Origin of the sequence: Sphingomonas sp. PvP018, assembly GCF_017876865.1 — a bacterium.
Taxonomy (GTDB): Bacteria; Pseudomonadota; Alphaproteobacteria; order Sphingomonadales; family Sphingomonadaceae; genus Sphingomonas; species Sphingomonas aerolata.
The window spans coordinates 801,699-826,827 of record NZ_JAGIOU010000001.1 but is presented as its reverse complement, the minus strand read 5'-3'; the positions used below and the strand labels follow the sequence as shown (position 1 = coordinate 826,827).

General features: G+C 68.1%; 18 protein-coding genes and 1 tRNA gene. 4 read left to right on the top strand and 15 right to left on the bottom strand.

What is annotated here, in order from left to right; all coding sequences use genetic code 11:
* Nucleotides 1-60 precede the first annotated feature (60 nt).
* Nucleotides 61-145 (top strand) — tRNA-Leu (locus J3A66_RS03460).
* A gap of 53 nt (nucleotides 146-198) precedes the next feature.
* Here J3A66_RS03460 and J3A66_RS03455 read toward each other — a convergent pair.
* From J3A66_RS03455 to J3A66_RS03400, 12 genes are all read right to left on the bottom strand, one after another.
* Entirely contained in the window at nucleotides 199-1,230 is a 1,032-nt protein-coding gene (locus tag J3A66_RS03455; protein ID WP_245336694.1) for a sulfate/molybdate ABC transporter ATP-binding protein, read from the bottom strand.
* Nucleotides 1,227-2,066: a sulfate ABC transporter permease subunit CysW gene (gene cysW / locus J3A66_RS03450; protein ID WP_209567165.1), complete on the bottom strand. Its 840-nt coding sequence runs from the start codon at nucleotides 2,064-2,066 to the stop codon at nucleotides 1,227-1,229. Before cysW ends, J3A66_RS03455 begins: the two co-directional genes overlap by 4 nt.
* Nucleotides 2,063-2,929 (bottom strand): sulfate ABC transporter permease subunit CysT, encoded by an 867-nt coding sequence (cysT, locus tag J3A66_RS03445; RefSeq protein WP_209567163.1) that lies wholly within the window; start codon nucleotides 2,927-2,929, stop codon nucleotides 2,063-2,065. Before cysT ends, cysW begins: the two co-directional genes overlap by 4 nt.
* A 30-nt stretch (nucleotides 2,930-2,959) precedes the next feature.
* Nucleotides 2,960-3,985: a sulfate ABC transporter substrate-binding protein gene (locus J3A66_RS03440; RefSeq protein WP_209567161.1), complete on the bottom strand. Its 1,026-nt coding sequence runs from the start codon at nucleotides 3,983-3,985 to the stop codon at nucleotides 2,960-2,962.
* 96 nt (nucleotides 3,986-4,081) lie between these two features.
* Complete coding sequence (locus J3A66_RS03435) at nucleotides 4,082-5,143, bottom strand: lipocalin-like domain-containing protein (protein WP_209567159.1); 1,062 nt, start codon at nucleotides 5,141-5,143, stop codon at nucleotides 4,082-4,084.
* On the bottom strand, nucleotides 5,143-7,653 hold the full coding sequence (locus tag J3A66_RS03430) for an FtsX-like permease family protein (protein WP_209567157.1): 2,511 nt from the start codon (nucleotides 7,651-7,653) through the stop codon (nucleotides 5,143-5,145). The genes J3A66_RS03435 and J3A66_RS03430 overlap by 1 nt, the downstream gene beginning before the upstream one ends.
* Complete coding sequence (locus tag J3A66_RS03425; protein WP_031439484.1) at nucleotides 7,650-8,327, bottom strand: ABC transporter ATP-binding protein; 678 nt, start codon at nucleotides 8,325-8,327, stop codon at nucleotides 7,650-7,652. Before J3A66_RS03425 ends, J3A66_RS03430 begins: the two co-directional genes overlap by 4 nt.
* Before the next feature lie 397 nt (nucleotides 8,328-8,724).
* Entirely contained in the window at nucleotides 8,725-10,320 is a 1,596-nt protein-coding gene (locus J3A66_RS03420; RefSeq protein WP_031439483.1) for an isocitrate lyase, read from the bottom strand.
* A gap of 144 nt (nucleotides 10,321-10,464) precedes the next feature.
* Nucleotides 10,465-11,757 carry a dicarboxylate/amino acid:cation symporter gene (locus J3A66_RS03415; RefSeq protein WP_209567155.1) on the bottom strand — a complete coding sequence of 431 codons (1,293 nt, stop codon included), beginning with the start codon at nucleotides 11,755-11,757 and terminating at the stop codon, nucleotides 10,465-10,467.
* Between the two features lie 110 nt (nucleotides 11,758-11,867).
* A complete protein-coding gene (locus J3A66_RS03410; RefSeq protein ID WP_051916613.1) occupies nucleotides 11,868-12,095 on the bottom strand; it encodes a hypothetical protein in 228 nt (75 codons plus the stop codon).
* A gap of 94 nt (nucleotides 12,096-12,189) precedes the next feature.
* A complete protein-coding gene (locus J3A66_RS03405; RefSeq protein WP_209567153.1) occupies nucleotides 12,190-13,179 on the bottom strand; it encodes a cell wall hydrolase in 990 nt (329 codons plus the stop codon).
* A 60-nt stretch (nucleotides 13,180-13,239) separates the two neighbouring features.
* Nucleotides 13,240-14,874, bottom strand: a complete 1,635-nt coding sequence (locus J3A66_RS03400; protein WP_209567151.1) for an NAD(P)/FAD-dependent oxidoreductase — start codon at nucleotides 14,872-14,874, stop codon at nucleotides 13,240-13,242.
* Between the two features lie 155 nt (nucleotides 14,875-15,029).
* Between J3A66_RS03400 and J3A66_RS03395 the strand changes: the two genes are divergently transcribed.
* Nucleotides 15,030-18,353, top strand: a complete 3,324-nt coding sequence (locus tag J3A66_RS03395) for a PAS-domain containing protein (RefSeq protein WP_209567149.1) — start codon at nucleotides 15,030-15,032, stop codon at nucleotides 18,351-18,353.
* 17 nt (nucleotides 18,354-18,370) lie between these two features.
* Here J3A66_RS03395 and J3A66_RS03390 read toward each other — a convergent pair whose 3' ends face one another.
* From J3A66_RS03390 to acs, 3 genes are all read right to left on the bottom strand, one after another.
* Nucleotides 18,371-19,159, bottom strand: a complete 789-nt coding sequence (locus J3A66_RS03390; RefSeq protein WP_056407757.1) for a hypothetical protein — start codon at nucleotides 19,157-19,159, stop codon at nucleotides 18,371-18,373.
* A gap of 82 nt (nucleotides 19,160-19,241) precedes the next feature.
* A complete protein-coding gene (locus J3A66_RS03385; protein ID WP_209567147.1) occupies nucleotides 19,242-19,868 on the bottom strand; it encodes a response regulator transcription factor in 627 nt (208 codons plus the stop codon).
* Entirely contained in the window at nucleotides 19,865-21,820 is a 1,956-nt protein-coding gene (gene acs / locus J3A66_RS03380) for an acetate--CoA ligase (protein WP_209567145.1), read from the bottom strand. Before acs ends, J3A66_RS03385 begins: the two co-directional genes overlap by 4 nt.
* 147 nt (nucleotides 21,821-21,967) lie before the next feature.
* Here acs and J3A66_RS03375 point away from each other — a divergent pair, with 147 nt between their 5' ends.
* Together J3A66_RS03375 and J3A66_RS03370 are read left to right on the top strand one after the other, a co-directional pair.
* Nucleotides 21,968-23,395, top strand: coding sequence for a DcaP family trimeric outer membrane transporter (locus tag J3A66_RS03375; protein WP_152555342.1), 1,428 nt, complete (start codon nucleotides 21,968-21,970; stop codon nucleotides 23,393-23,395).
* A gap of 49 nt (nucleotides 23,396-23,444) precedes the next feature.
* Nucleotides 23,445-25,112 carry an MFS transporter gene (locus J3A66_RS03370; RefSeq protein ID WP_209567143.1) on the top strand — a complete coding sequence of 556 codons (1,668 nt, stop codon included), beginning with the start codon at nucleotides 23,445-23,447 and terminating at the stop codon, nucleotides 25,110-25,112.
* Nucleotides 25,113-25,129: the final 17 nt, after the last annotated feature.

Genomic DNA, 25,129 nt, shown 5'->3' with positions numbered 1-25,129 from the left:
GGATCGCATGGTCTAGCGAAACCGCCGCTGCCCGGGGCTTGAAGCCTGCAGGGCGGCCGTGCGGGTGTGGTGGAATTGGTAGACGCGCTGGACTCAAAATCCTGTTCCGAAAGGAGTGCCGGTTCGACCCCGGCCACCCGCACCACCTTTACTGTTCAAGAGCCCGGGCGACCGAAACCAGTCGGCCCGGCTTTATGGCTATGCAGCCGGAAAAATCTGAACTTCGTCGAAGCGAAGCCCTGCACGAGCGCCACGCTCGGGCAAGGGACCGCTCGTGTCGATCTCGACGGCGATGTCGTCGACATGCGCCTCGACGCGCCACGTACCACCCCGCTTGTGCACGGCGCCGACGACGATTGGCAGCGCACCGGGAGCGTCATCCCCCAATAGCGCCTCGTGCGGGCGGAAATGCAGTTCGGCCGGTCCGTCGGCGAGCGCCTTCGGAGAAACGTCGAGCGCCTGCCCTCGATGCAGGACGCGGCCATCGGCGACCGTCACCGGGATGCGGTTGGTCTCGCCGACGAATTCGGAGACGAACGGCGTGGCGGGCATGTCATAGACCTCGCGCGGGGTCCCGATCTGTTCGATGACACCGCGGTTCATGATGACGACGCGGTCGGCAAGCTCGAGCGCCTCCTCCTGGTCATGCGTGACGAACACCGAGGTCAGGCCAAGCCGGTCGTGCAGCTCGCGCAGCCAGCGGCGCAGGTCCTTGCGGACCTTGGCATCGAGCGCGCCAAAGGGTTCGTCGAGCAGCAGCAGGCGGGGCTCGACCGCGAGCGCCCGCGCCAGCGCGACACGCTGGCGCTGACCGCCCGAGAGTTGTGCTGGATAGCGATGGCCCAGATCGGGCAGCTGGATCAGGTCGAGCAACTCGGCGACGCGCGCACGGATATCTGCCTTGGCCGGGCGATCGCGGCGGGCACGGACGGTCAGGCCGAACGCGATGTTGTCGGCGACCGTCATGTGACGGAACAGCGCGTAGTTCTGGAACACGAAGCCGATCTGGCGTTCGGCCGCAGGCGTCCCGGTCATGTCGGCGCCGTCGAACAGGACACGGCCTTTATCGGGGAAATCGAGCCCCGCGATCATGCGGAGCAGCGTCGTCTTGCCCGAGCCTGACGGCCCCAGCAGCGCGAGGAACTCGCCCGGACGTGCTTCGAGGCTGACGTCGTTCAGCGCGGCGAACTGGCCGAACCGCTTCGATACGGCGTCGATGACGATACTCAATGCGCACTCCTTGCCTGGTGATAGCCGAACCGCCATTCGAGCAGGCTCTTCAGCACGAGCGTGACGAGCGCGAGCGACGCGAGCAGCGATGCCACCGCAAACGCGCCGACGAAGTCATATTCGTTGTACAGGATCTCGACGTGGAGCGGCATGGTGTTGGTCAGGCCGCGGATATGACCCGACACCACCGAGACCGCGCCGAACTCCCCCATCGCGCGCGCGTTGCAGAGCAGCACGCCGTAGAGCAGGCCCCAGCGGATATTGGGCAGGGTGACATGCCAGAAGGTCTGCCACCCCGACGCGCCGAGCGACACTGCGGCCTCCTCGTCGTCGCGGCCCTGCTCGGCCATCAGCGGGATGATCTCGCGCGCGACGAACGGGAAGGTGACGAACACGGTGGCGAGGACGATGCCCGGCACCGCGAAGATGACCTTCCAGTTGTGCGCGATCAGCCACGGCCCGAACCAGCCCTGAGCGCCGAACATCAGCACGAAGATGAGGCCGGCGACGACGGGCGACACCGAGAAGGGCAGGTCGATGAGCGAGATCAGCAGGCTCTTGCCGCGGAAGTCGAACTTGGTGATCGCCCAGGACGCGACGACGCCGAACACGCAATTAAGCGGCACCGAGATCGCCGCGACCAGCAGGGTCAGCTGGATCGCCGCGCGCGCATCGGGCTGGGCGATCGCGTCGACGAACATCGGCCAGCCCTTGGCAAAGGCCTGAACGAACACGACGACGAGCGGCAGCGCGAGGAAGAGCGCGAGGAAGAGGAGACCGATGCCGATCAGGATACGCCGGGCAACGGGGCTTTCGCTGGATGCGGCGCAGGTCATTTCGCGCTCCGCTTCGCACGCCACGCCTGGAGCAGATTGACCAGCAGCAGCATCGAGAAGGAGGCGACCAGCATGACGCACGCGATCGCGGTCGCGCCGGGATAGTCGAACTGTTCGAGCTGGGTGACGATCAGCAACGGGGCAATCTCCGACTTGTACGGCATGTTGCCCGCGATGAAGATGACCGAGCCATATTCGCCGACGCCGCGCGCAAAGGCGAGCGCGAAGCCGGTCAGCAGCGCGGGTGCGATTGCGGGCAGGATCACCCGGCTGAACGTCTGCCACCGGGTTGCCCCGAGTGTCGCTGCGGCTTCCTCGACATCGGCGCCGAGATCGGCGAGCACGGGCTGGACCGAGCGCACGATGAACGGCAGGCCGATGAAGATGAGCGCGACGACGACGCCGAGCGGGGTGTAGGCGACGCGGATGCCGAGCGGTGTCAGCAGCGACCCGATCCAGCCGTTTTCGGCATAGAGCGACACCAGCGCGATGCCCGCGACCGCGGTCGGCAGCGCAAAGGGCAGGTCGACCGCGGCGTCGACGAACTTCTTGCCCGGAAACTCATAGCGCGCGAGGATCCAGGCGATCAGCAGGCCGAACACCGCGTTGACCGACGCGGCGAGCAGCGCGGTACCGAAGCTGAGCTTGTAGGCTGACAGCGCGCGCGCCGAGAGCCCGACCGCGACGAACCCGTCCCAGCCAAGCCCCGCCGCGCGCAGGAAGATCGTCGACAGCGGGATGAGCACGATCAGGCATAGCCAGACGATCGTCAGCCCCATCGTCAGCCCGAACCCGGGAATGACCGACCGTCGCGCGCGGCGAGCGCGGCCGGGCCTGGCGCCGAGGCGCGCGACGTCAGCCATTGGTGGGGATCCGGACGATCGCATTCCCGATCAGCGCTTCGGACCCGAATAGATCCGGTCGAACACGCCGCCGTCCGCAAAGAAGCGGGCCTGCGCGACCTTCCATCCGCCGAAATCGCGGATGGTGCGCATCTCGATCTTCGGGAACAGCGTCGCATAGCGCGCCAGCACCGCAGGATCGCGGGGGCGATAATAATTCTTGGCGACGATGTCCTGGCCCTCGGGCGTGTAGAGGAACCGGAGATAGGCCTCAGCGACCTTCTCGGTACCGTGCGCCTTGGCATTGGCGTCGACGACCGCGACCGACGGTTCGGCGAGCACCGAGATCGACGGCACGACGATGTCGAACTTGCCGGTGCCAAGTTCCTTCTCCGACAGGAACGCCTCGTTCTCCCAGGCGATCAGCACGTCGCCGAGTCCGCGCTCGACGAAGGTGGTGGTGGCGCCGCGTGCGCCCGAATCAAGGACCGGGACATGGCCGTAGAGCTGCGTGACATAGGCCTGCGCGGCGGCGTCGGATCCGCCCCCGGCCTTCTTCCCATAGGCCCAGGCCGCGAGGAAATTCCAGCGTGCACCGCCGCTGGTCTTCGGGTTGGGCGTGATCACCTGGACGCCGGGTTTGACCAGATCGCGCCAGTCGCGAATCTGCTTGGGATTGCCCTTGCGGACCAGGAACACGATCGTCGACGTATAGGGCGCGCTGTTGTCGGGCAGCCGCGTTTCCCAAGTGGCGGGCAGCAGCTTCGCACGCTCGGCAATCGCATCGACGTCATAGGCGAGCGCCAGCGTGACGACGTCGGCGCCCAGGCCGTCGATCACCGCGCGCGACTGCTTGCCCGATCCGCCATGGCTCATGTTGAACCGCACCGTCTGGCCGGTGTCCTGCTTCCACTTGGCGGCGAACGCGGTGTTCACCGCCTTGTAAAGTTCGCGGGTCGGATCGTAGCTGACGTTGAGCAACTCGACCGATCCGTCCTTGCTTGTGCTCGAGGGCGACGAGCAGCCCGCGACGATCGCAGCAAGCGCCAGGCCGATATGCGTGCGGTTCAGTCTCATCCAGTCCCTCCGGTTCGCGTAATCCCTATCGCGTCGGTAGTGGTGGGGAATAGCCGCAAAGCTTGGCCATGCCAAAGCCTGGGTATCCGGCAGGCGTCACATCTGCAGCGGATCGGCATAGCCGGTGAGCTCGAGATAGCCGCTGCCGCCCGCGGTGCGGACCGCACCTTCCCAGTAGACGGGCATGCCGCTGCGCCGCGCGTCGAGCTCCTGATCGGCGAACAGCGGATCGAGGCGGAAGCGGCGGACCCCTTCGGGGAGGCGGACGGTGAGGCGTTGCGTCACGGGGTAGAGCGCCCCCGTGCGCGGCGAGCGCCACTGGCGGAGCGGATCGAACCGGACGTCGGCGGGCGCGAACCGGACGACGCGCCCATCCGCGCGGCGCAGCGATCCACCCGCCCAGAGCGGCTTGCCGTCGCGGCCACGTATGCGGAACGCCATCAGCGCCCCCCCATCGTCGAGATTGAGCCCGGTCCAGTCCCAGCCGACCGCGCCGCCGCCGAGATAGTCGGAGGACCATTCCCGGTCGAGCCACGCCTGTCCGGTGACGCGTTGCGGTGTGCCGTTCCGCACCAGCTGCCCCGCCACCGCGAGATGCGGGATCGAGTAGTAATAGCTCGCCTGTTCGGGCTTCGGGCCCTTCTGGCTGTAACCGGTTTTCCCCTGGAGCAGGGGCGGCTGGCGCGGTGTCAGCGTCAGCGTCAGCGTGAAGTCGCCCGTGGTGACGCTGGTCGTGAACCGGCCGTCGGGTCGCCTGCGGATATGCCAGTCCTTGAGCGTGACGTCGGTATCGCCGATGCGCGCCTGGGCCAGACCGAACCCCGCCCGTGCCGCCCGCTCCCCGTGCAGCAGATGGCCGAGCTTCGGGTCGGAGAGCGCTGCGTGCGCGAACAGGATCTGCTTGGGGGCAAAGCGGCTGGGGTTCGCCGCGTCGGTGCCCGGGGTGGTCCGGAAGAAGGTGATCTGGAAGCCGAGATTGCGACCCTCCTGCGTCTTCAGCAGACCGGTGACATACCACCATTCGGTGCGGAATGCCGGGTGCGCACCGTGTTCGCGCGGGAAGGTGAAGGAGGCGCCGGGACGGACGACGGGATAGCCGGTCGCGGCCGGCGTCGCGGCGGTCAGCGCCAGCGCTGCGAACGTCAACACGGGGCGCATCACCAGTCCTCCCTGACCATGCGGACCGCATCGGCGGCGATCGCGCGCCGGCCGGCAAGCACCGCGGTACCCGCCGCCGCAACGATCAGCGCAAGCGCGACTCCGCCGACGCTACCCCAGGGTATGCGCGTCGCCATCGTCCAGTTGAACGACTGCGGATTGATCACATGGACAAGCACCTGCGCCATCACCCCACCAAGCGTGATCCCGGCGATGCCACCGACGAGCCCGAGCAACGCCCCCTCGGTCGCCAGCATCGCGACGATCTGCCGCTTTGCGACGCCGATATGGCGGAGCATCCCGAATTCGCGTGTGCGGGCGATCGTCTGCGCGGACATGGTCGCGGCGACGCCGGCCAGCCCGACAAGGATCGCGACCCCCTCGAGCAGATAGGTGACGGCGAAACTGCGATCGAAGAGTTCGAGGGCATAGCGGCGCAGCGTGGCCGGGCGCGCGATCGAGACGAGGCTGGTCAGGGCCGGGGGCGCCGCCGCGGTCAGCGCGCGCTCGACGGTGCGGGGATCCGCGCCGCGGGCGAGCGTGATCGCCGCCTCGGTCCGCGTGCGGTCGCCGGTGGCGCGCGTATAGTCGGTGTCGCGGACGATGATCGCGCCCTGCTGGCGGGCATAGTCGCGCCAGATCCCTGCGACGACGTACCGGCCGGCGATCGGCAGCGTGACACTGCCGCCGACCGACCAGCCATAGAGCCGCGCGGCGGGCTCCGAGATCCAGATCGGCGCGGTGCCGGCGGGGCGGGCGCGTCCGCTTTCGAGCAGCACGAGGCTGGGGTCGGGGCCATCGGTCACAACCGGGCGCGCGATCAACGAGACGGGCGGCCGGTCCGGCGCGAGCGTCAGCGGGATCTGCCGGCTATACGCGATCGCTGTGATGCCGGGCACTGTGCGCAACCGAGCCTGCGCCGCGGGATCGAGCCCGGTGCCACCCTCGACCCGAAGATAGAGATCGTCCGAGAGGACCTGACCCAGCCATTCGTCGACCGCGCCGCGAAAGCTGGTGACCATCACCGCCATCGCGATCATCAGCGCGGTGCTCGCGACGATCCCGCACAGCGCGGTGGCGGCCTGGGCGGGGGCACCGTGGAGGTGGCGGATGGCGAGGTCGACGGGGACGGACCGCCCGGCACCGCGGCTGAGCGGCGCGAGCAGCGTGCGCGCGAGCCAGGGCATGCCGGCGATGCCGCCTGCCAGGATCAGCGCCATGCTCGCAAACCCGAACAGCGGCAGGCCGCCGATCGCGGGGAGCAGCGCCGCGCCACCGCCGAGCAGCATCAGGATGGCGGCGGGGCGGACGGGCATGGGGGTCCGGGGGTCGATGACGTCGCCGGCGTTGCGCAGCGCCGCGGCGGGGGCGGCACGCGCCGCGATCCGCGCCGGCAGCACGCTGCCCGCGACCGCGGCCAGCAGGCCAAGCGCGAAGAAGCCGATCGCGGCCGCGGGCGCGAAGGCCAGCCGGACGCGGCCATCGGCGAAATAGCCTGCGCCAAGGTCCGCGCCGAACCGGGCGAGCGCGGCATAGGCCAGCGCATAGCCGAGCAGCAGACCGAGCGCGGCGCCGATCACGCCGATCGCCAGCCCCTCCAGCGCGACGGTTGCGACGATCCCGTTGCGCGGCAGGCCCAGCGTGCGGACGAGCGCAAAGGCCCGCAACCGGCGTGCCACCGACAGCGACTGCGCGGAAAAGACGAGGAACCCGCCGGTCAGCAATGCGACCAGCGCGAGCATGTCGAGATTGACGCGATACGCGCGTGACAGCGCGTCGCTGCGGGTCGCATCGCTGGCGTCGCTGCCGATCGTCGCATCGCGCGGGAGGATGGTGGCGAGGCGTGGAGGGGCGGCGCCGTCCTGCTGTTTCACGTCGATCCGGTCGAGGCGGCCGAGCCGGTCGAAGCGCCACTGCGCCGCGGCGATGTCGATCACGCCGATCGCCTCGCCCTCGGCTACGCCCGGCAACCGGCCGGCGACGCGCATCGTCGCGGTTCGTCCGTTCGCGGTGACGACGAGCATCGCGCCGGGACGGGCATTCACGTTGCGCATCGCCGCAGCGGACAGATAGAGCGCCGCGTCGTCGAACGCCGCGTCGCCCCGCCGGTCGATGCCGGCGGGGGCGACGCCGACCAACGACGGCGTGACCTGTGCCGCGCGGATCACGTCGAGACCGAGCAGGGTGACTGGCCGCCTCCCGATCGTCGCGCGCAGGATCACGACCGGGCTCGCGTCCGCGACTCCGGCCGCGGTCGCGACTCTGGGATAGAGCGCCTCGTCGAAGCCGAGCGGGCTGGTCGCGTTGACCTGAAGATCCGCGCTGCCCTTGACGGTGCGCAATGCGCCTTCGAACGACGACAGCGCCGATCCGTTGACGAGGTGGACCGCGAAGCCGAGCGCGACACCGATGGCGATCGCGATCGCGGTCAGGGCAAGCCGCGCGGGATGGGCGCGCCACTCGCCACCGATCATCCAGCCCAGCGCGAGCCGCGCCGACAGGATGCTCATCGCGTGCGTTCCAGCCCGTTTGCGGTCAGCGTCAGAACATCGTCGGCGATCGCGGCGGCCGCCGCCGAATGGGTGACGATGATCGCGGCAACGCCCTGTTCGCGAACCGCGTCGGAAAACAGCGTCAGGATCTTCGCGGCGGTGTCGGGGTCGAGATTGCCGGTCGGTTCGTCCGCGAGGATCAGCGCGGGACGGTGGACGAGCGCGCGCGCGATCGCGACGCGCTGCAATTCGCCGCCCGACAGGTCGCGGGCATAGCCGTCGCCGCGGGTGCCGAGCCCGACCCGCGCGAGCATCGCCTGTGCCTGGTCGGCGATCGCGCGACGGTCGGTCGACACGAGCGCGAGCGGAAGCGCGACGTTCTGGCGCAGGGTCAGATAGGGCAGGACATGAAAGGCCTGGAACACGAACCCGATCCGCGTCGCGCGCAGCCGCGTCAGCGCGGCCTCGTCGAGCGTGTCGAGGATCGTGTCCTCGATCGCGACATGCCCCGCGTCTGGCGCATCGAGACCGGCCAGGATGTTGAGCAGCGTCGATTTGCCGACGCCGCTTTCGCCGACGATCGCGATCAGCTGGCCGGCACGTGCGGTCAGGTCGAGCCCGCCGAAGAGCTGGCGGCCGCCTGGGACCGACTTTTCGAGCGCGGTGACGCGGAGCAGGGCGCGGTCTTGCATCTGGGGCTCATGCCACGGCGCGCAGCCGGGGGACAGCGTGGCGGTGTTGCCATGGGTTGTCTTGGGGGCGGGTTTTTGTGGTGGCGTGGCTGCGAAGGGGTGAGCTTTGGGTTGGCCGATACCGCGTGCCTCTGCGGCGCCCTCAATAGCGCCTCCCCGGCGGAGGCCGGGGTCCAGTTGGAGAGGTGGGAGTAACGAAGGGCGACGCCTGCCATAACCGTCCCCCAACTGGGCCCCGGCCTTCGCCGGGGAGGTGTCTTTGGGTAGGCATGAGCGTCGTTACTGGCGTTGGAACACGCCAGCGCCGCGGCAAAGCCGCGGCGTCGGACGGGGCTTTTGGCCCCGCCGGCCGGGCCTGACGCGGGTCCGCGCCGGAGCTTGCGCTCCGGCGTGGGCGTCAGGCCGCGAACTGGTTCATCGTGTTGTGGACGCCGCCGGCCTTCAGCGCCGCCTCGCCCGCGAAATACTCCTTGTGATCGTCGCCCAGGTCGGAGCCCGACATGTTCTGGTGCTTCACACAGGCGATGCCCTCGCGGATTTCCTTGCGCTGGACGCCCTTCACATAGCCGAGCATCCCTGCATCGCCGAAATACTCCTTGGCGAGATTGTCGGTCGAGAGTGCCGCGGTGTGATAGGTCGGCAGCGTGATCAGGTGATGGAAGATGCCGGCGCGCTTTGCCGAATCCGCCTGGAAGGTGCGGATGCGCTCGTCCGCCTCGTCGCCGAGCGGCGTGCCGTCATAGTCGACACTCATCAGGCGCGTCCGGTCATAGGCCGACACGTCGCGGCCGGCTTCGCTCCACGCATCGAACACCTGCTGGCGGAAGTTCAACGTCCAGTTGAAGCTGGGCGAGTTGTTGTAGACGAGCTTCGCATTTGGCACGACCTCACGGATGCGGTCGACCATGCCGGCAATCTGCTCGATGTGCGGCTTCTCGGTCTCGATCCAGAGCAGGTCGGCGCCGTTCTGCAGGCTTGCGATACAGTCCATCACGCAGCGATCCTCGCCGCTGCCGGCGCGGAACTGGAACAGGTTGGATGGCAGGCGCTTCGGGCGGAGCAGCTTGCCGTCGCGGTTGAGGATCACGTCGCCATTCTGCGCGGTCGCGGGGTCGATCTCCTCGCAATCGAGATACGAGTTGTACTGGTCACCGAGATCGCCGGACGTCTTGCTGACCGCGATCTGCTTGGTGAGGCCAGCGCCGAGCGAGTCGGTGCGCGTGACGATGATGCCGTCCTCGACGCCGAGCTCGAGGAAGGCGTAGCGGCAGGCACGGACCTTGGCGAGAAAGTCCTCGTGCGGGACGGTGACCTTGCCGTCCTGATGCCCGCACTGCTTCTCGTCGCTGACCTGGTTCTCGATCTGGAGTGCGCAGGCCCCCGCCTCGATCATCTTGCGCGCGAGCAGGTATGTCGCCTCGGCATTGCCGAAGCCTGCGTCGATATCGGCGATGACGGGGACGACGTGCGTCTGGTGGTTCTCGATCGCGTTGAGCAGGCGCTTCTCCTCGATCGCGTTGCCCGCCGCGCGTGCCGTATCGACGTCGCGGAACAGCATGCCAAGCTCGCGCGCATCGGCCTGACGCAGGAAGGTGTAGAGTTCCTCGATCAGCGCAGGGACGCTCGTCTTCTCGTGCATCGACTGGTCGGGAAGGGGACCGAATTCGCTGCGGAGCGCGGCGACCATCCAGCCCGAGAGGTATAGGTAGCGCCGGTCCGTCGTGCCGAAATGCTTCTTGATGCTGATCATCTTCTGCTGCGCGATGAATCCGTGCCAGCAGCCGAGCGATTGCGTGTAGTTTGATGGATCGGCGTCATAGGCAGCCATGTCGCGGCGCATGATCCCCGCGGTGTAGCGGGCGATGTCGAGACCCGAGCGGAAGCGGTTCTGTGCGCGCATCCGGGCGACCGATTCGGCGGAAATCCCGTCCCAGGTGCCGTTCCGTGCGGCGATCAGCTGGTCGATCTGGGTAAGGTCGGTCTGGAAGGTCATGCTGCATCCTCGTTCCGCGTTTGATGACGGATCGGTACACAACATGACAAAGAATCGCCCGGGGCGAGGGGGCAGCTACAGCGTCGCGCTGTCAAACTCTTGCGCGCACCTAAGTCTTGTTGTCACGTTTGTGACAGCACGCAGTTATGCCGCCGCGGCCTGCGCCGTCCCGGCGTCTTGCAGTGCCGGATCGAGCAAGCCCTGCCGCTTGGCGACGATCGTCGGGACGAGCGCCTGCCCGGCGACGTTGACCGCGGTGCGGCCCATGTCGAGGATCGGGTCGATCGCGAGCAGCAGGCCGGCGCCCTCGAGCGGGAGGCCGAGCGTCGACAGCGTGAGCGTCAGCATTACGACCGCGCCCGTCAGCCCTGCGGTGGCGGAGGAGCCGAGCACGGACACGAGCACGATCAGCACATAGTCGGCGGCATGCAGCGGGATGCCGTAATATTGCGCGACGAAGATCGCCGAGACCGCGGGGTAGATCGCGGCGCACCCGTCCATCTTGGTCGTGGCGGCGAGCGGGACGGCGAAGGCGGCATAGGTGCGGGGGACGCCGAGGCCGCGTTCGACGACATCTTCGGTCACCGGCAGCGCGGCGATCGACGAGCGCGACACGAAGCCGAGCTGGATCGCGGGCCAGGCGGCGGCGAAGAACCGCCGCGGGCTGAGCCCGTTGGCGAGCAGGAGCAGCGGGTAGACCACGAACAGTACGATCGCGAGCCCGGCATAGACCGCGATGCTGAACGCGCCGAGCGCCGAGAGCGACTGCCAGCCATAGCGCACGATCGCGTTGCCGAGCAGCGCCCCCGTACCGATCGGCGTCAACCGTATGACCCAGCGCAGGATGCGGCGGAAAAGCGCGAGCGCCGATGCGTTGAAGGCAAGGAACGGCGCGCCCGCATCACCGATCCGGACCGCGGCGATTCCGATCGTGATCGCGATGACGATGATCTGCAGGACGTTGAACGACAGCGCGGTCCGCGCGGTGTCGTCGGTCAGCTTGGTCGACGCCTCGAGCCCGAGGATATTGGCGGGGACGAGCCCGCGCAGAAAGTCGAGCCACGACCCGGCGGTCGTCGGCGCGACCGCGCTGGCGGCACTGACCCCCGCGGTCACGCCGGGCTGGATCACCAGCGCAAGGACGATTCCGATCGACACCGCGATCAGCGCGGTGATCGCGAACCAGGCGAGCGTGCTGATGACCAGCCGGCGTGCATTGTCGAGATCGCGCAGCGCGGCGATCGACGCGATGATCGCCGTGAAGACGAGCGGGACGACAAGCGTCTTTAGCAACTGAACGAAGATCTCGCCGACGATGCGCAGCGTTTCCGCGAGGCCCGATCCCGCGCCGGTCCCGCGCGCGACGAAGCCGAGCGCGAGCCCGGCGATCATCCCGATCAGAACCTGTAATCCGAACGATCGCCGTAATGTCTGCATGGCCGCTGTCCCGTATGAACCGGACGAAATACAGCTTCTGCATGGTGCGGTGCAACGAAGACGCTGTCCGTGCCGGGATAGCCGAGCTTGTCGGTCGAACGGCGCGTCGATCAGCGGATGATCGGGAATTCCTCGCGGAACCGGTCGACGAGTGTCTCGATCCGGTCGATGTCCTCGGCGCTGCCCGAGGGCGTGACCGACCAGTTGCAATGCGCGTGCGTGTCGGTCGAATAGACCCGGACCTCGCCGACCGCCATACGCCAGCGACGCCGGTCGCCAAGATGGTCGCGGGTCAGCACGGTCACGAGCCGATCGCGCAATTCGCTGGCGGTCAGCATCGGGGTCCGAAGCGGGTCATGGGGCAGGGCAGGTGGAGCAGCATGGCACGGGCGATACCGCGCCCGTCGCGCTGTGGCACCCCCCAAAGGGCGATCAGGTCGGATCGCTTTCCTCGGAAATCGAGACGACCGGCAGCGGGGCGCCTCCGCCAAGGACCGGGCCGGCATGTGCCGAACCGATATGGATGCGGACGCCCGACGCCAGATGGACGCGTGGTGTGGCGGCGGACGACTCCGGCGGTGGCGACATCGCAGTCTCCACCCCCGGCATGGTCCGGCCGCGATGGACGGTAACGCCGGCTCCCGCCGTACCGGGTTCGGTAGAGGCGGACGGGGACGCGGCGAGGATCGTATCGGGTGTCGCAACGCGGGTTGGTTCGACGCCCGCATAGGTCTGGCGGAAGCTGAGCGCGCGCTCCATCGCGCCGCGCCAGCGATAGAAGATGTGCGCACCGACTGCGCCGACCCGGCTGAGGCTTGGCGCCCACCAGGGCAGGATCGAAGCGGCGTGGTAGGAGGTCGAGGCGCCGACCGGGGCGAAGACGCTGCCGTCGAACGCCGCGCGCGCGACCGATGCGGCCCTTGCCCAGGCGGCACCGTCGCGGGGGTGGTTCATCGAGCCGTCGCAGGTGAAGCTGAACTGGCAGCCGGTGCGCCGGGTCGACCCCTGATAGACGACGCCGCAGACGCTGTGCGGAAAGGCGCGATCGCGCACGCGGTTGAGCACGACCTGTGCGACCGCGCGCTGGCCATCGGTCGGTTCGGAGCGTGCCTCATAATAGACCGCGGCGGTCAGGCAGGCGATGGCGCGCTGGCGGTCGTCGTCACTCTGCGCGGCGCCGGGAAAGGCGGGCGCGGCGGCGAGGGTGCGCGGGGTGTCGTCGGTCGAGGCGGCAGAGCCGGCAAAGGCGCGGTCGAGCGGTTCGGCGGGCGCCTCGAGCGCGAGCCCGGCGAGCAGGCTGCGCGCTTCTGCTGCGTCGCGGACCGGGACGCCGGTCGTCGGTGCAGCCACGCGCGTCGACGGGGGAACGCACGAGGTGCTGGCGGCGATCGCGGCGAAACCGAGCACTGTTCTCTTGAGCATGGGGTGGATCGCGCGTCGTGACAGGAAGCCTGCAGGTACCACCCGGGTGTTAGATAGTGGTTAAGCCCCCGGCGTGGCGCCGACGAGACTCAGCCCGACCGCCTCGGCGACCTTGATGCCGTCGACGCCGGCCGACAGGATCCCGCCCGCATAGCCCGCGCCCTCGCCGGCGGGGAACAGGCCGATCGTGTTCAGGCTCTGAAAATCGTCGCCGCGCGTGATCCGGACGGGAGACGAGGTACGCGTCTCGACGCCGGTCAGGACCGCGTCGGGGTGATCATAGCCGGGAATGTCGCGACCAAATACCGGCAGCGCCTCGCGCATCGCGGTGACCGCGAACTCAGGGAGGCATTCGGCGAGATCGGTGAGGTGGACGCCGGGGCGGTAGGACGGGATGACCGAGCCGAGCGCGCTCGACGGGCGGCCGGCGAGGAAATCGCCGAGGCGCTGCGCGGGGGCCTTATAGTCCGAACCACCCGCGACATAGGCGCGCGACTCCCAATGGCGCTGCAACTCGATGCCCGCCAGTGGATTGCCGGGATAGTCACGCGCAGGATCGATGCCGACGACGAGTCCCGAATTGGCGTTGCGCTCGTTTCGCGAATATTGGCTCATGCCGTTGGTGGCGACGCGGCCTTCCTCGGACGTCGCCGCGACGACGGTACCGCCCGGGCACATGCAGAAGCTGTAGACGGTGCGCCCGTTCGTGCAGTGATGCGACAGGCTGTACGCGGCGGCGCCGAGATCGGGGTGGCCGGCACAGGGGCCGAACCGCGCCTCGTCGATCCAGGATTGCGGATGTTCGATGCGCACGCCGATCGAGAAGGGCTTCGCCTCCAGGAATACGCCGCGATCGTGCAGCATGTGGAAGGTGTCGCGCGCGCTGTGCCCCACCGCGAGCACGACATGATCCGCCTCGAGATAGTCGCCGGTATGCAGGTGAAGCCCGCGGATGCGCCGCGTGCCGTCCGCATCGACCGCGATGTCGAGATCGTCGACGCGGTGCTCGAAGCGATATTCGCCGCCGAGCGACTCGATCGTCGCGCGCATCGCCTCGACCATCGTCACCAGCCGGAACGTGCCGATATGCGGATGTGCCTCGGTCAGGATCTCGGGCGGGGCGCCGGCCTTGACGAACTCGGTGATGACCTTGCGGCCGAGATGGCGGGGATCCTTGATCTGGCTCCACAGCTTGCCGTCGGAGAAGGTGCCCGCGCCGCCCTCGCCGAACTGGACGTTGGACTCGGGGTTGAGGACGCTGCGGCGCCACAGGCCCCAAATGTCCTTGGTGCGTTCGCGAACCAGCTTGCCGCGGTCGAGGATGATCGGGCGGAACCCCATCTGCGCGAGGATGAGGCCGGCGAACAGGCCGCACGGCCCTGTCCCCACGACGACCGGGCGACGCGCGCCCGGCGTCTCGGGTGCCTTGGCGACATGGCGGTAGCCGGTATCGGGGGTCGTGTTGACGTGGCGGTCCTTGCGGAACCGCGCGAGGATCGTCGCCTCGTTCTTCGCGGTGACGTCGATCGAATAGACGAGCTGGATGTCCATCTTGTCGCGCGCGTCGTGCGCACGCCGCGCGACGGTGTAGCGGATCAGTTCGCGGGGGGTGATGCGCAGCCGCTTGCAGACCGCGGCGGGGATCGCCTCGTCGGCATGGTTGAGCGGCAGCTTGAGTTCGGTGATGCGGAGCATGGGGCCCTGTAACGCGGGCCGCGTGGTTTCGCCATGAGCTGTGGTACCGAAGCGCAGACCGTGCAGGCCTTGCCCTGGAACGGCCCGGACTGCACGGTATCGGCATCCGGGAACAAGGGAGCTAGCCGATCAACAGCGCCGTCGTCATCGCCGCGATGCTTGCCTATGGCACCGCGTTGTTCGGGATCGCCTGGGTCGTCGATCGGCGCGGGCTTTCGCCGCGCATGGCGCGGATCGCCTATCCCTTGTCACTGGCCGTCTATTGCAGCAGCTGGACGTTCTTCGGCGGCGTCGGCACCGCGGCGACGCGCGGCTGGGATTATCTGTCGATCTACCTCGGCCCGGCGCTGGTGTTCCTGCTCGCGCCGGGATTCCTGACCAAGCTCGTCCGGCTGGCGCGCGACGAAGGGTCGAGCTCGATCGCCGACTTCATCTCGGCCCGCTATGGTCGCAGCCGGAGTACCGCGGCGATCGTCGCGGGGACGGCGCTGGTCGCGTCGATCCCCTATATCGCGCTGCAGCTGCGCTCGGTGACGCTCAGCTTCGGCGCGCTGGTCGGGATCGGCGGATCGGTGCTGGTCGGGCCGCTCGTCGCGCTGCTGCTGGCGACGTTCGCGATCAGCTTCGGCGCGCGACGCTATGAAGTGGCGGGGGGCAATACCGGCGTGGTCGCGGCGATCGCGGCGGAGTCGCTGATCAAGCTGCTCTGCTTCGTGGCGCTCGGCGGATTCGCGCTGACGCTGCTTGCGACGATGCCGGCCGCGCGGATCACGCTGCCGCTGACCGGGTTCGTCGAGGGTTTCGCGCCCGACGCGCTGACCTCCGATTTCTTTGTCCGCACGCTGCTATCCGCCTGCGCGATCCTCTGCCTGCCACGTCAATTCTATGTCGGGATCCTCGAAGCGAGCGGCCCGGCGGCAGTGCGGCGCGCGCGCTGGCCGTTCATCGCCTATCTCGCGGTGATCTCGGTGATGGTCCTGCCGCTCGTGCTAGCGGGGCTGGCGGTGCTGCCCGCCGATACGCGACCCGACCTCTATGTGCTTGCGGTCCCGCTGGCGCGCGACAATGACCCGATGGCGCTGCTCGCGTTCATCGGCGGGTTTTCCGCCGCGACCGCGATGGTCGTTGCCGAGACGATCGCGCTGTCGACGATGGCGACCAACGACCTGCTGGCCCCATTGCTGCTGCGGCGGCAGACCGATGGCGGGGAGGGCGATCTGGGGCGGCGGCTGCTACGTGTCCGACGCGTGATCATCGCCGCGATCGTCGCCGCGGCTTTGTGGTACGGCACGAGCATCGGCGACGAGCTGTCGCTCGCATCGATCGGGCTGATCGCGTTTGCCGGCGTCGCGCAGTTCGCGCCCGCGCTTATCGCCACCGTCGGCTGGGGCTTTGCCGATACCCGGGCGGCACGGGGTGGGTTGATCGGCGGCGTCGTCGTCTGGGCCTATTGCCTGTTGATGCCATCGGTATTGGGTGGTTTCGGCGCCAGTCTTGCGAAAGCGAGCGGCGGACTGCTCGACCCCGATGCGCTGATGCGGGTCGCGCTCGGATCGCCGCTGGTCAACGGCACGGTCTGGAGCCTGGGCGTGAATATCGCGCTGATGGCGGGGCTGCACCTGTACGCGGCGCGGCGGCGGGTCTTCGGGGGGCGGCACAGTGTGCTGGATCACGTCACGACCTTTGGCGAACTCAAGATCCTGGTTGCGCGCTTCGTCGGCGATGCCGAAGCCGCAGAGGGGCTGGACCCGCTGTCACGCGATCCGGGCGCGCCGATCGACGGACGCGCCGCCCGTCAGGCGGAACGGCTGATCGCGGGCGTGATCGGCGCACCCTCGGCGCGGCTGATCGTGACGTCGAGCCTGGCGGGATCCGCCATGGAGGTCGGCGATGTCGTCCGGCTGCTCGACCAGCGGGGGCGCAGCCTGCGCTTCTCGCGGTCGCTGCTGTCGGCAACGCTGGAGACGATCGACCCGGGCGTCAGCGTGATCGACGCCAATCTGAGGCTCGTCGCGTGGAATCCGCGCTATGTCGAGATGTTCGACTATCCCGAAGACTATGTGATCGCCGGGCGGCCGATCGCCGACCTGATCCGCTACAATGCCGAGCGCGGCGAATGCGGGCCGGGTGGCGTTGAAGCGCATGTGTCGCGCAGGCTCGCACATCTCGAACGCGGCCTTCCGCACAGTTTCGAGCGGCTTCGACCGTCCGGGCGGTGGATCAAGACAGTGGGTCAGGCCATGCCGGGCGGGGGCTATGTCCAGAGCTTCACCGACATCACCGCGGAGAAGACCGCGCAGGCGGAATTGGAGGCGCGGGTCGAGGCGCGGACGCATGATCTGGCTCAGACGAATACGATGCTCGACGAGGCGCGGCGGCATGCCGAGACCGCGACGCGCGACAAGACCCGGTTCCTCGCGGCGGCAAGCCATGACCTGCTCCAGCCGCTTCATGCCGCCCGGCTCTTCTGCGCGGCACTCGACGAGGGCAAGGCGCCGCACCAGGCCGACCTGGTCCGCGCGATCGATGGCGCGATCGGGTCGGCGGATACGCTGCTGCGGGCCTTGCTCGACGTGTCGCGGCTTGACGCGGGCGGGGTCGTGCCGAAGATCGAGCAGTTCGTGCTCGGGGACCTGATCGAGGAACTGGCCGCCGAGTTCCGGCCGCTTGCCGGCGAACGCGCGTTGATCCTCGCCTCGCACCCGGGGACGCACATCGTCGCCACCGACCGATCGCTGCTGCGCTCGATCCTGCAGAACTTCCTGTCGAATGCGGTGCGTTATACCCCGTCGGGGCGGATCTGGATCGGCGCGCGGCGGCGCGGCGGTGACGTCCTGGTCGAGGTGCGGGATAGCGGGCCGGGCATTGCGGCGGGTGACCGTGAACGGATCTTCGCCGAGTTCGAGCGGGTGGAGAGCAAGGGCAGCGCGGGCGGCGGCGTCGGGCTGGGGCTGGCGATCGTCCAGCGGATCGCGCAACTGCTCGACCTGCGGATCGAATTGCGGTCGCAGCCGGGTGCGGGATCGACCTTCGCCGTTCGCGTTCCGCTGGCGGCGCATGCGACGCTGCCCGATCGTGCCAGGACGGCCCCGGTCCTGCGCGACCTGCCGCCGGGCCTGCGCGTGCTGTGCCTCGACAATGATGCCGCCATTCTCGCCGCGCTCGACGCGGCGCTCCGGTCGCGGCGCTGCGTTCCGCTGCTGGCGGCGACGATCGAGGAGGCGATGACGCTGGCGGCGGACGAGGAGCCCGACGTCGCACTGATCGATTTCCATCTCGAGGTGGCGCAGGACGGACTGGACGTTGCCGAACGATTGTCGGCGATGGCGCCGGCGCCCGCGATCGCGCTGGTGACCGCGGACCGCAGCGCGGCGGACGATCCGCGCTGTGCCGGGATCACCGTCCTGAACAAGCCGGTGGTGCCAGGCGAGCTATGGGCATTCCTCGAACAGGCATCGGCGGCCGCGGCTGCGGTTTGAGGTGCTGACCAGCGCGCCTATTTGTTCGGTGCGCTGGTGAAGTCGATCTTGATGCGGACCCAGGCGCCGATCATCTTCTTGCCGCCGACCCGAGGCGGCAGCACGCGGAACTGCCATGCGGCCTGCCGCATTGCGCGGGCCAGCCCCGAGCCGACCGGGGATTCGCCGAGCGACCGGCAATTCTCGACCCTGTAATTCTCCGCAGTCCGGCAGGCGATCAGTGCCCAGCTGCCCGGGGGTGCGCCATTGGGAACATAGCCTGCAAGTTCGGCATGGCTCGGTTCGGTATACCATTCGGCATTGTAGAGCCGCTCGCCACTCGGACCTTCGCCCGGGCCGTAGGCAGAGCCGCTGTCCTTGCCGGCGCCCGCGCCATCGGTGTCAGAGCCGCCCGCCTGTCGATCGCCTGGGTGCGACGGGATCTTGGATATGTCCGCCGAATCGAACAACTCCATGCCGCCCGCCAGCATCTTGGGGAAGGCCGGGGCAGGGGTGACGGGGCGCGGGTCCGACGCCGGCGCGGTCGATGGCGGGCGGGGCGATCTGGGCGAGGCGCCGCCGGCGACCTTCTTCGCCTTTTCGATCACCGGGCGTTGCGGGGTCTCGGGTTTCGTCTCGCGGTCGGGTAACAGGCGGAAGCTGCTGGGCGGTGGCGTCGGCTCGGGCTTGGTCGGCGTTGGCGCGAGCCGCAGCAGCAGGAGAATGACGACGACATGCGCGGCGATCGCCAGCAGGAATGAACGCGCGCGCCGCCAGAGCGGCTGGCGCGATCGGTTCGACGCGGACAGGTAGGACGTCGAAGCCATTGATGGTCGCCTAGACCGCGCAAGGGGGTGCCGCAAGACGTCGATTGCCGTGCGGCTGGTCTCGCGAGTGGGAGGCGGTCGGCTAGTCGGCGAAGCGAATGTCGAGCGCGCGCGCGGCAAGCACCGCCTGGGTGCGGTTCTGGACGCCGAGCTTGCGCAGGATCGCGGTCATGTGGCCCTTTACGGTCGCCTCCGAAACGCCGAGGTCGAACGCGATCTGCTTGTTGAGGCGCCCCGCGAGAACGCCGAGCAATACCTTCAATTCGGTAGGGGTCAGGCTGGCGACGCGATTGGAAATGTCGTCGGCCGGCAGGGCGGCGACGGGGGCGTCGCGGTCGCCCGCCAGCGCGCGTGCGACCGCATTTTCGAGCGTGGCGAGATCGGCGGTCTTCGACACGAAGCCGACCGCGCCATAGGCGCGCGCGCGCGGCGCGGCCTCCGCCTCGTCGGCGGACGAGATGACGACGATCGGCGTGTCGGGGCGCTCGGCATGCAGCAGGGCGACACCCGCAAAGCCCTCCGACCCCGGCATCCGCAGATCGAGCAGGATGAGATCGAGGCGGGCGGCGCCGCGCGCCGCCTCGATCGCCTCGCCGAGCTGCCCCGCCTCGAGGATCACCGCATCGGCGGCCGCGCGACCGACCGCCAGCTTCAACGCCTGGCGAAACAGCGGGTGGTCGTCGGCGATCAGGATCGTGCGCGCGGTCATGCGAAGGCGGCGGTGGCCTTTTCGCGACCCGTGATCAGCGCGTCGACGACCGTCGGGTCGGCGAGCGTCGAGGTATCGCCAAGGCCGTCGAGCTGGTTCTCGGCGATCTTGCGCAGGATTCGGCGCATGATCTTGCCCGAGCGCGTCTTGGGCAGGCCACGGGCGAACTGCAGGACGTCGGGCGTCGCGATCGGACCGATCTCGCGGCGGACCCATTGGACGAGTTCTTTGCGCAGCTCCTCGCTCGGTTCGGCATTCGCGTTGAGCATGACATAGGCATAGATGCCCTGGCCCTTCACGTCGTGCGGCATGCCGACGACCGCGGCTTCGGCAACCTTCGAATGCGCGACCAGCGCGCTCTCGACCTCGGCAGTGCCCATGCGGTGGCCGCTGACGTTGATGACGTCGTCGACGCGGCCGGTGATCCAGTAATAGCCATCCGCGTCGCGGCGGCAGCCGTCACCGGTGAAATACTTGCCTGGATAGGTCGAGAAATAGGTCTGGAAGAAGCGCGCATGGTCGTTCCACACGGTCCGCATCTGCCCGGGCCAGCTGTCGGCGATCACGAGATTGCCCTCGACCGCGCCGTCGAGCACCTTGCCGTCGGCATCGACCAGTTCGGGCACCACGCCAAACAGCGGCTTGGTTGCGCTGCCGGGCTTGAGCGCGGTCGCGCCGGGGAGCGGGCTGATCATGTGCCCGCCGGTCTCGGTCTGCCACCAGGTGTCGACGATCGGGCAGCGGCCTTCACCGACGACATTGTGATACCAGTTCCACGCCTCCGGGTTGATCGGCTCGCCGACCGACCCGAGCAGCCGGAGCGACTTGCGGCTGGTCCGCGTGACCCAGTCGTCGCCTTCGCGCATCAGCGCGCGCAGCGCCGTGGGTGCGGTGTAGAGCGTGCTGACCTGATATTTGTCGACGATCTGCCAGAAGCGGCTGTGGTCGGGGTAATTGGGGACGCCCTCGAACATGACCGTCGTCGCGCCGTTGGCGAGCGCGCCGTACAGCGAATAGGTGTGCCCCGTGACCCAGCCGACATCGGCGGCGCACCAGAACACGTCGCCTTCGCGGTAGTCGAACACATATTCATGCGTCATCGACGCCCAGACGAGATAGCCGCCGGTGGTGTGGAGCACGCCCTTGGGCTGGCCGGTCGATCCGCTGGTGTAGAGGATGAACAGCGGATCCTCGGCGTTCATTGGCTCGGGCGCGCAGTCGGTCGACTGGTTCGCAACGCACTCGTGATACCAGCAATCGCGACCCTCTGTCATCGCGATGTCGCCGCCGGTGCGGCGGACGACGATGACGGTCTCGACGCCGAGATCGCCCTGATCGAGCGCGGCATCGACATTGGCCTTCAGCGGAATCGTCTTGCCGCCGCGCAGCCCTTCGTCCGCGGTGATGACGACGCGGCTGTCGCAATCGTGGATCCGGTTGCACAGGCTGTCGGGGGAGAAGCCGCCGAACACAACCGAATGGATCGCGCCGATCCGCGCACAGGCGAGCATCGCGAACGCGGCTTCGGGGATCATCGGCAGATAGATCGTGACGCGGTCCCCCTTCGCGACGCCGCGTGCCTTCAGCGCATTGGCGAGCCGGGACACTTCGTCGCGCAGCTCGGCGTAGCTGATCGTGCGCGAGTCGGCGGGGTCGTCGCCTTCCCACAGGATCGCGGTCGCATCGGGGCGTGTATCGGCGTGGCGATCGACGCAATTGGCGGCGACGTTGAGCTGACCGTCCTCGAACCAGCGGATGCGGAAATCGGCCTCGTCGAACGACGTGTCCTTGATCTTGGTCGGGGGAACGATCCAGTCGAGCCGCTGCGCCTCTTTCGCCCAGAAGGCATCGGGATCAGTCGCGGCCTCGGCATACATCCGGTCATAGGCGGCGGCATCGATCCGTGCGTCCTTGGCCCATGCTGCGGGAACGGGATAGCTGGCCTCGGTCATCACACTCTCCTTTTGCCGCCGTTCTAGACGGTCGCGCGGCACGCGGCACCCCCAACCAAAGTCAGGGATGATCCCGCCCGGGCGATCCGCCATCGTCGTGTTGCTTGCATCTACGCGTCAGACCGGTGGAGCAACCAGGAGGTTGGGATGAGACGATCGGTATTCACGACGTTGCTGCTGGGCACGGCCCTTGCCGGGCTGACGCCGGGCGCCGCCTTTGGCCAGACCGCGCGCGAGGCGGAACTCGAAGCACGGCTCAAGGCGCTCGAAGCAGCGGTCCAGGACCTTCGCGGTGAGTTGACCGCAGCGCGTGCAACCGCCGCCGCGGCCCCGACTGTGCCCCCACAGACCGCCGTCGCTGCGTCGCAGGTGACGGCGCCGGCCGCATCGCCCGGCGGATCGCCCGGCGCGACCAATGTGGCCCAGGCCAAGCCTGTCGCGACAAATTCGGCACCGACCGACGGTTTTCGCATGGGGAACACGACGGTCAAGCTGGGCGGTTTCGTTCGCCTCAACGCCATCGCCAGCCGCTACAGCGGTGGCGAGGTCGCGGTCGGGGGGCTGGGCAAGGAGTTCTTCCTGCCGCAGCAGATCCCGGTCGGCGGCGGGTTCTCCAGCCAGGACCTGTTGCTCTCGGCGCGCCAGACCCGCCTGCAGTTCAGCACGGCAACTCCGATGAACGGTACCGACATAAAGACGCTGGTGGAGTTCGATTTCGCGCTCGCGACGGCGCCGGTCGGTGCCCAGCGCGCGACCAACCCCTACACGCCCACTTTCCGCCGTGGCTTCATCGAATATGGCAATCTGCTGGTCGGGCAGGAATGGTCCACCTTCCAGAACATCGCGGTGCTGCCCGAAACGACCGATTTCGTCGGCCCGCTGGACGGCACGGTGTTCAACCGTCAGGCGCTGATCCGCTACTCCATCCCCTTGCGAACCGGGCTGACGTTGCAGGTCGCGGTCGAGAATCCCGAAACGGAAACGGCGCTGCCCGCCAATGCGGCGCTGGTCGACACGGATGACGACCGCCTGCCTGACGTGGTGGCACGGCTGAACTGGAAGTCGACACTGGGCGATTTCGCACTGGCCGGCATCGCGCGCGAATTGCGCACCGATACGCTGGGCCGCGGCGATACCGCCTTTGGCTGGGGCGTTTCCGGGTCCGGCAAGATCCCGATCGGCAAGCGTCACGACCTGCGCTTCATGGCGACCTACGGGCAGGGCATCGGCCGGTATCTGGGATTGGGATATGTCCCCGATGCGATCTACGGCGGCACCGCGACGCAGCTCGAGCGGATCGACAATTTCGCGGGCTTCGCGGCACTGCGTATCGGCTGGACCGATGCGATCCACTCGACGCTGATGGGCAGCTACCAATCGGCCGATTATCCGGCCGGCGTGATCGTCACGGGGCTGGCCAATGCCAAGTCCTATGGCGGTGCTGCCAACCTGTTCTGGTCGCCTGGCAAGGGCTTCGACATCGGCGTCGAATATCGCCACGCCGTCCGCGAACTGGTTTCGGGTGACACCGGTGCGCTCGACCGCATGGAATTCGCCTTCAAATACGGGTTCTGATCGCCCGACGTTCCAAAATCACCACCGCTCCACTTGAGAGGATACCGCCATGGCAACGACAACAGGGGACGCATCGCCCCTTGGTCACGTGAAGCAGAGCCAGCCACTGATCATTATCGCGTCGTCGCTCGGCGCGGTGTTCGAATGGTATGACTTTTATCTGTACGGGCTGCTCGCGACGATCATCACCGCGCAGTTCTTCTCGGGCGTCAACGAGACGACCGGTTTCATCTTCGCGCTCGCGGCGTTCGCGGCCGGGTTCGCAGTGCGGCCGTTCGGTGCGCTGGTGTTCGGGCGGATCGGCGATGTCGTCGGGCGCAAGAACACCTTCCTCGTGACCATGGCGATCATGGGCCTGTCGACCTTCCTCGTCGGTCTGCTCCCGAGCTATGCCTCGGTCGGCGTCGCCGCGCCGATCGCGCTGGTCGTGCTGCGGCTGCTGCAGGGCCTCGCGCTCGGCGGCGAATATGGCGGTGCTGCGACCTATGTCGCCGAGCATGCGCCCGACAAGAAGCGTGGGCTGTTCACCAGCTTCATCCAGACCACGGCGTCGCTTGGTCTGTTCGCCGCCCTGCTGATCGTCATCGGCGTGCGCACGCTCGTCGGCGAGGAGGCGTTCGCGGCCTGGGGCTGGCGTATCCCGTTCATCGTCTCGATCGCGCTGCTCGCGGTGTCGCTCTGGATCCGGATGCAGCTCGAAGAGAGCCCGGTGTTCCAGAAGATGAAGGAGGAGGGCAAGACCTCCAAGGCACCGCTGACCGAGGCGTTTGCCAAATGGGGCAACCTCAAGATCGTGCTGATCGCGCTGTTCGGTGCGGTCGTGGGGCAGGGCGTGGTGTTCTACACCAGCCAGTTCTACGCGCTGTTCTTCCTCGAGAAAAATCTGCGCGTCGACGGGCCGACGACGAACATCCTGATCGCAATCGCGCTGCTGATCGCGACGCCGGCGTTCATCTTCTTCGGCTGGCTATCGGACAAGGTCGGGCGGAAATGGATCATCCTGACCGGCTGTGCGCTCGCCGCACTGACCTATATGCCGCTGTTCCACGCGCTGTCGAAGGCGGCCAATCCCGCGCTCTATGCCGCGCAGCTGTCGTCGCCGGTCAGCGTCGTCGCCAACCCCGACGAATGCTCGGTGCAGTTCGATCCGGTCGGCAAGAATAAGTTCGACAGCAGCTCGTGCGACATCGCCAAGTCGTATCTGGCCAAGGCGGGCATTTCCTACACCAACGTCGTCGCACCGGCGGGCACGGTCGCACAGATCCACATCGGCGGCGCGACCATTCCGGTCGTCAATCCGGCGATCGTGACGGGGCCCGATCGTACTGCAGCGATCAAGGCGTTCGGGGCCGAGGTGAAGACCGCACTGACCGCGGTCGGCTATCCCGAAAAGGCGGACCCGGCGCAGATTAACAAGCCGATGGTCGTCGCGATTTTGGTCCTGCTCGTGCTGTACGTGACGATGGTCTATGGCCCGATCGCCGCGCTGCTGGTCGAATTGTTCCCGACGCGAATCCGCTACACGTCGATGTCGCTGCCCTATCATATCGGCAATGGCTGGTTCGGCGGCTTCCTGCCGACCGCGGCCTTCGCGATGGTCGCGGCAACCGGGGACATCTATTACGGGCTCTGGTACCCGATCCTGGCCTGTGCGGTCACCGCGCTGGTCGGTCTGGTCTTCCTGCCCGAGACGTTCCGCCGCTCGCTGCACGGCTGAACCCAAGTATCGAGCAG

Bases quoted from the DNA above. Each gene is read 5' to 3' on its own strand.
- cysW (WP_209567165.1), bottom strand. From the start codon at position 2,066: ATGACCTGCGCCGCATCCAGCGAAAGCCCCGTTGCCCGGCGTATCCTG.
- cysT (WP_209567163.1), bottom strand. From the start codon at position 2,929: ATGGCTGACGTCGCGCGCCTCGGCGCCAGGCCCGGCCGCGCTCGCCGC.
- J3A66_RS03440 (WP_209567161.1), bottom strand. From the start codon at position 3,985: ATGAGACTGAACCGCACGCATATCGGCCTGGCGCTTGCTGCGATCGTC.
- J3A66_RS03435 (WP_209567159.1), bottom strand. From the start codon at position 5,143: ATGCGCCCCGTGTTGACGTTCGCAGCGCTGGCGCTGACCGCCGCGACG.
- J3A66_RS03430 (WP_209567157.1), bottom strand. From the start codon at position 7,653: ATGAGCATCCTGTCGGCGCGGCTCGCGCTGGGCTGGATGATCGGTGGC.
- J3A66_RS03425 (WP_031439484.1), bottom strand. From the start codon at position 8,327: ATGCAAGACCGCGCCCTGCTCCGCGTCACCGCGCTCGAAAAGTCGGTC.
- J3A66_RS03420 (WP_031439483.1), bottom strand. From the start codon at position 10,320: ATGACCTTCCAGACCGACCTTACCCAGATCGACCAGCTGATCGCCGCA.
- J3A66_RS03415 (WP_209567155.1), bottom strand. From the start codon at position 11,757: ATGCAGACATTACGGCGATCGTTCGGATTACAGGTTCTGATCGGGATG.
- J3A66_RS03410 (WP_051916613.1), bottom strand. From the start codon at position 12,095: ATGCTGACCGCCAGCGAATTGCGCGATCGGCTCGTGACCGTGCTGACC.
- J3A66_RS03405 (WP_209567153.1), bottom strand. From the start codon at position 13,179: ATGCTCAAGAGAACAGTGCTCGGTTTCGCCGCGATCGCCGCCAGCACC.
- J3A66_RS03400 (WP_209567151.1), bottom strand. From the start codon at position 14,874: ATGCTCCGCATCACCGAACTCAAGCTGCCGCTCAACCATGCCGACGAG.
- J3A66_RS03395 (WP_209567149.1), top strand. From the start codon at position 15,030: ATGCTTGCCTATGGCACCGCGTTGTTCGGGATCGCCTGGGTCGTCGAT.
- J3A66_RS03390 (WP_056407757.1), bottom strand. From the start codon at position 19,159: ATGGCTTCGACGTCCTACCTGTCCGCGTCGAACCGATCGCGCCAGCCG.
- J3A66_RS03385 (WP_209567147.1), bottom strand. From the start codon at position 19,868: ATGACCGCGCGCACGATCCTGATCGCCGACGACCACCCGCTGTTTCGC.
- acs (WP_209567145.1), bottom strand. From the start codon at position 21,820: ATGACCGAGGCCAGCTATCCCGTTCCCGCAGCATGGGCCAAGGACGCA.
- J3A66_RS03375 (WP_152555342.1), top strand. From the start codon at position 21,968: ATGAGACGATCGGTATTCACGACGTTGCTGCTGGGCACGGCCCTTGCC.
- J3A66_RS03370 (WP_209567143.1), top strand. From the start codon at position 23,445: ATGGCAACGACAACAGGGGACGCATCGCCCCTTGGTCACGTGAAGCAG.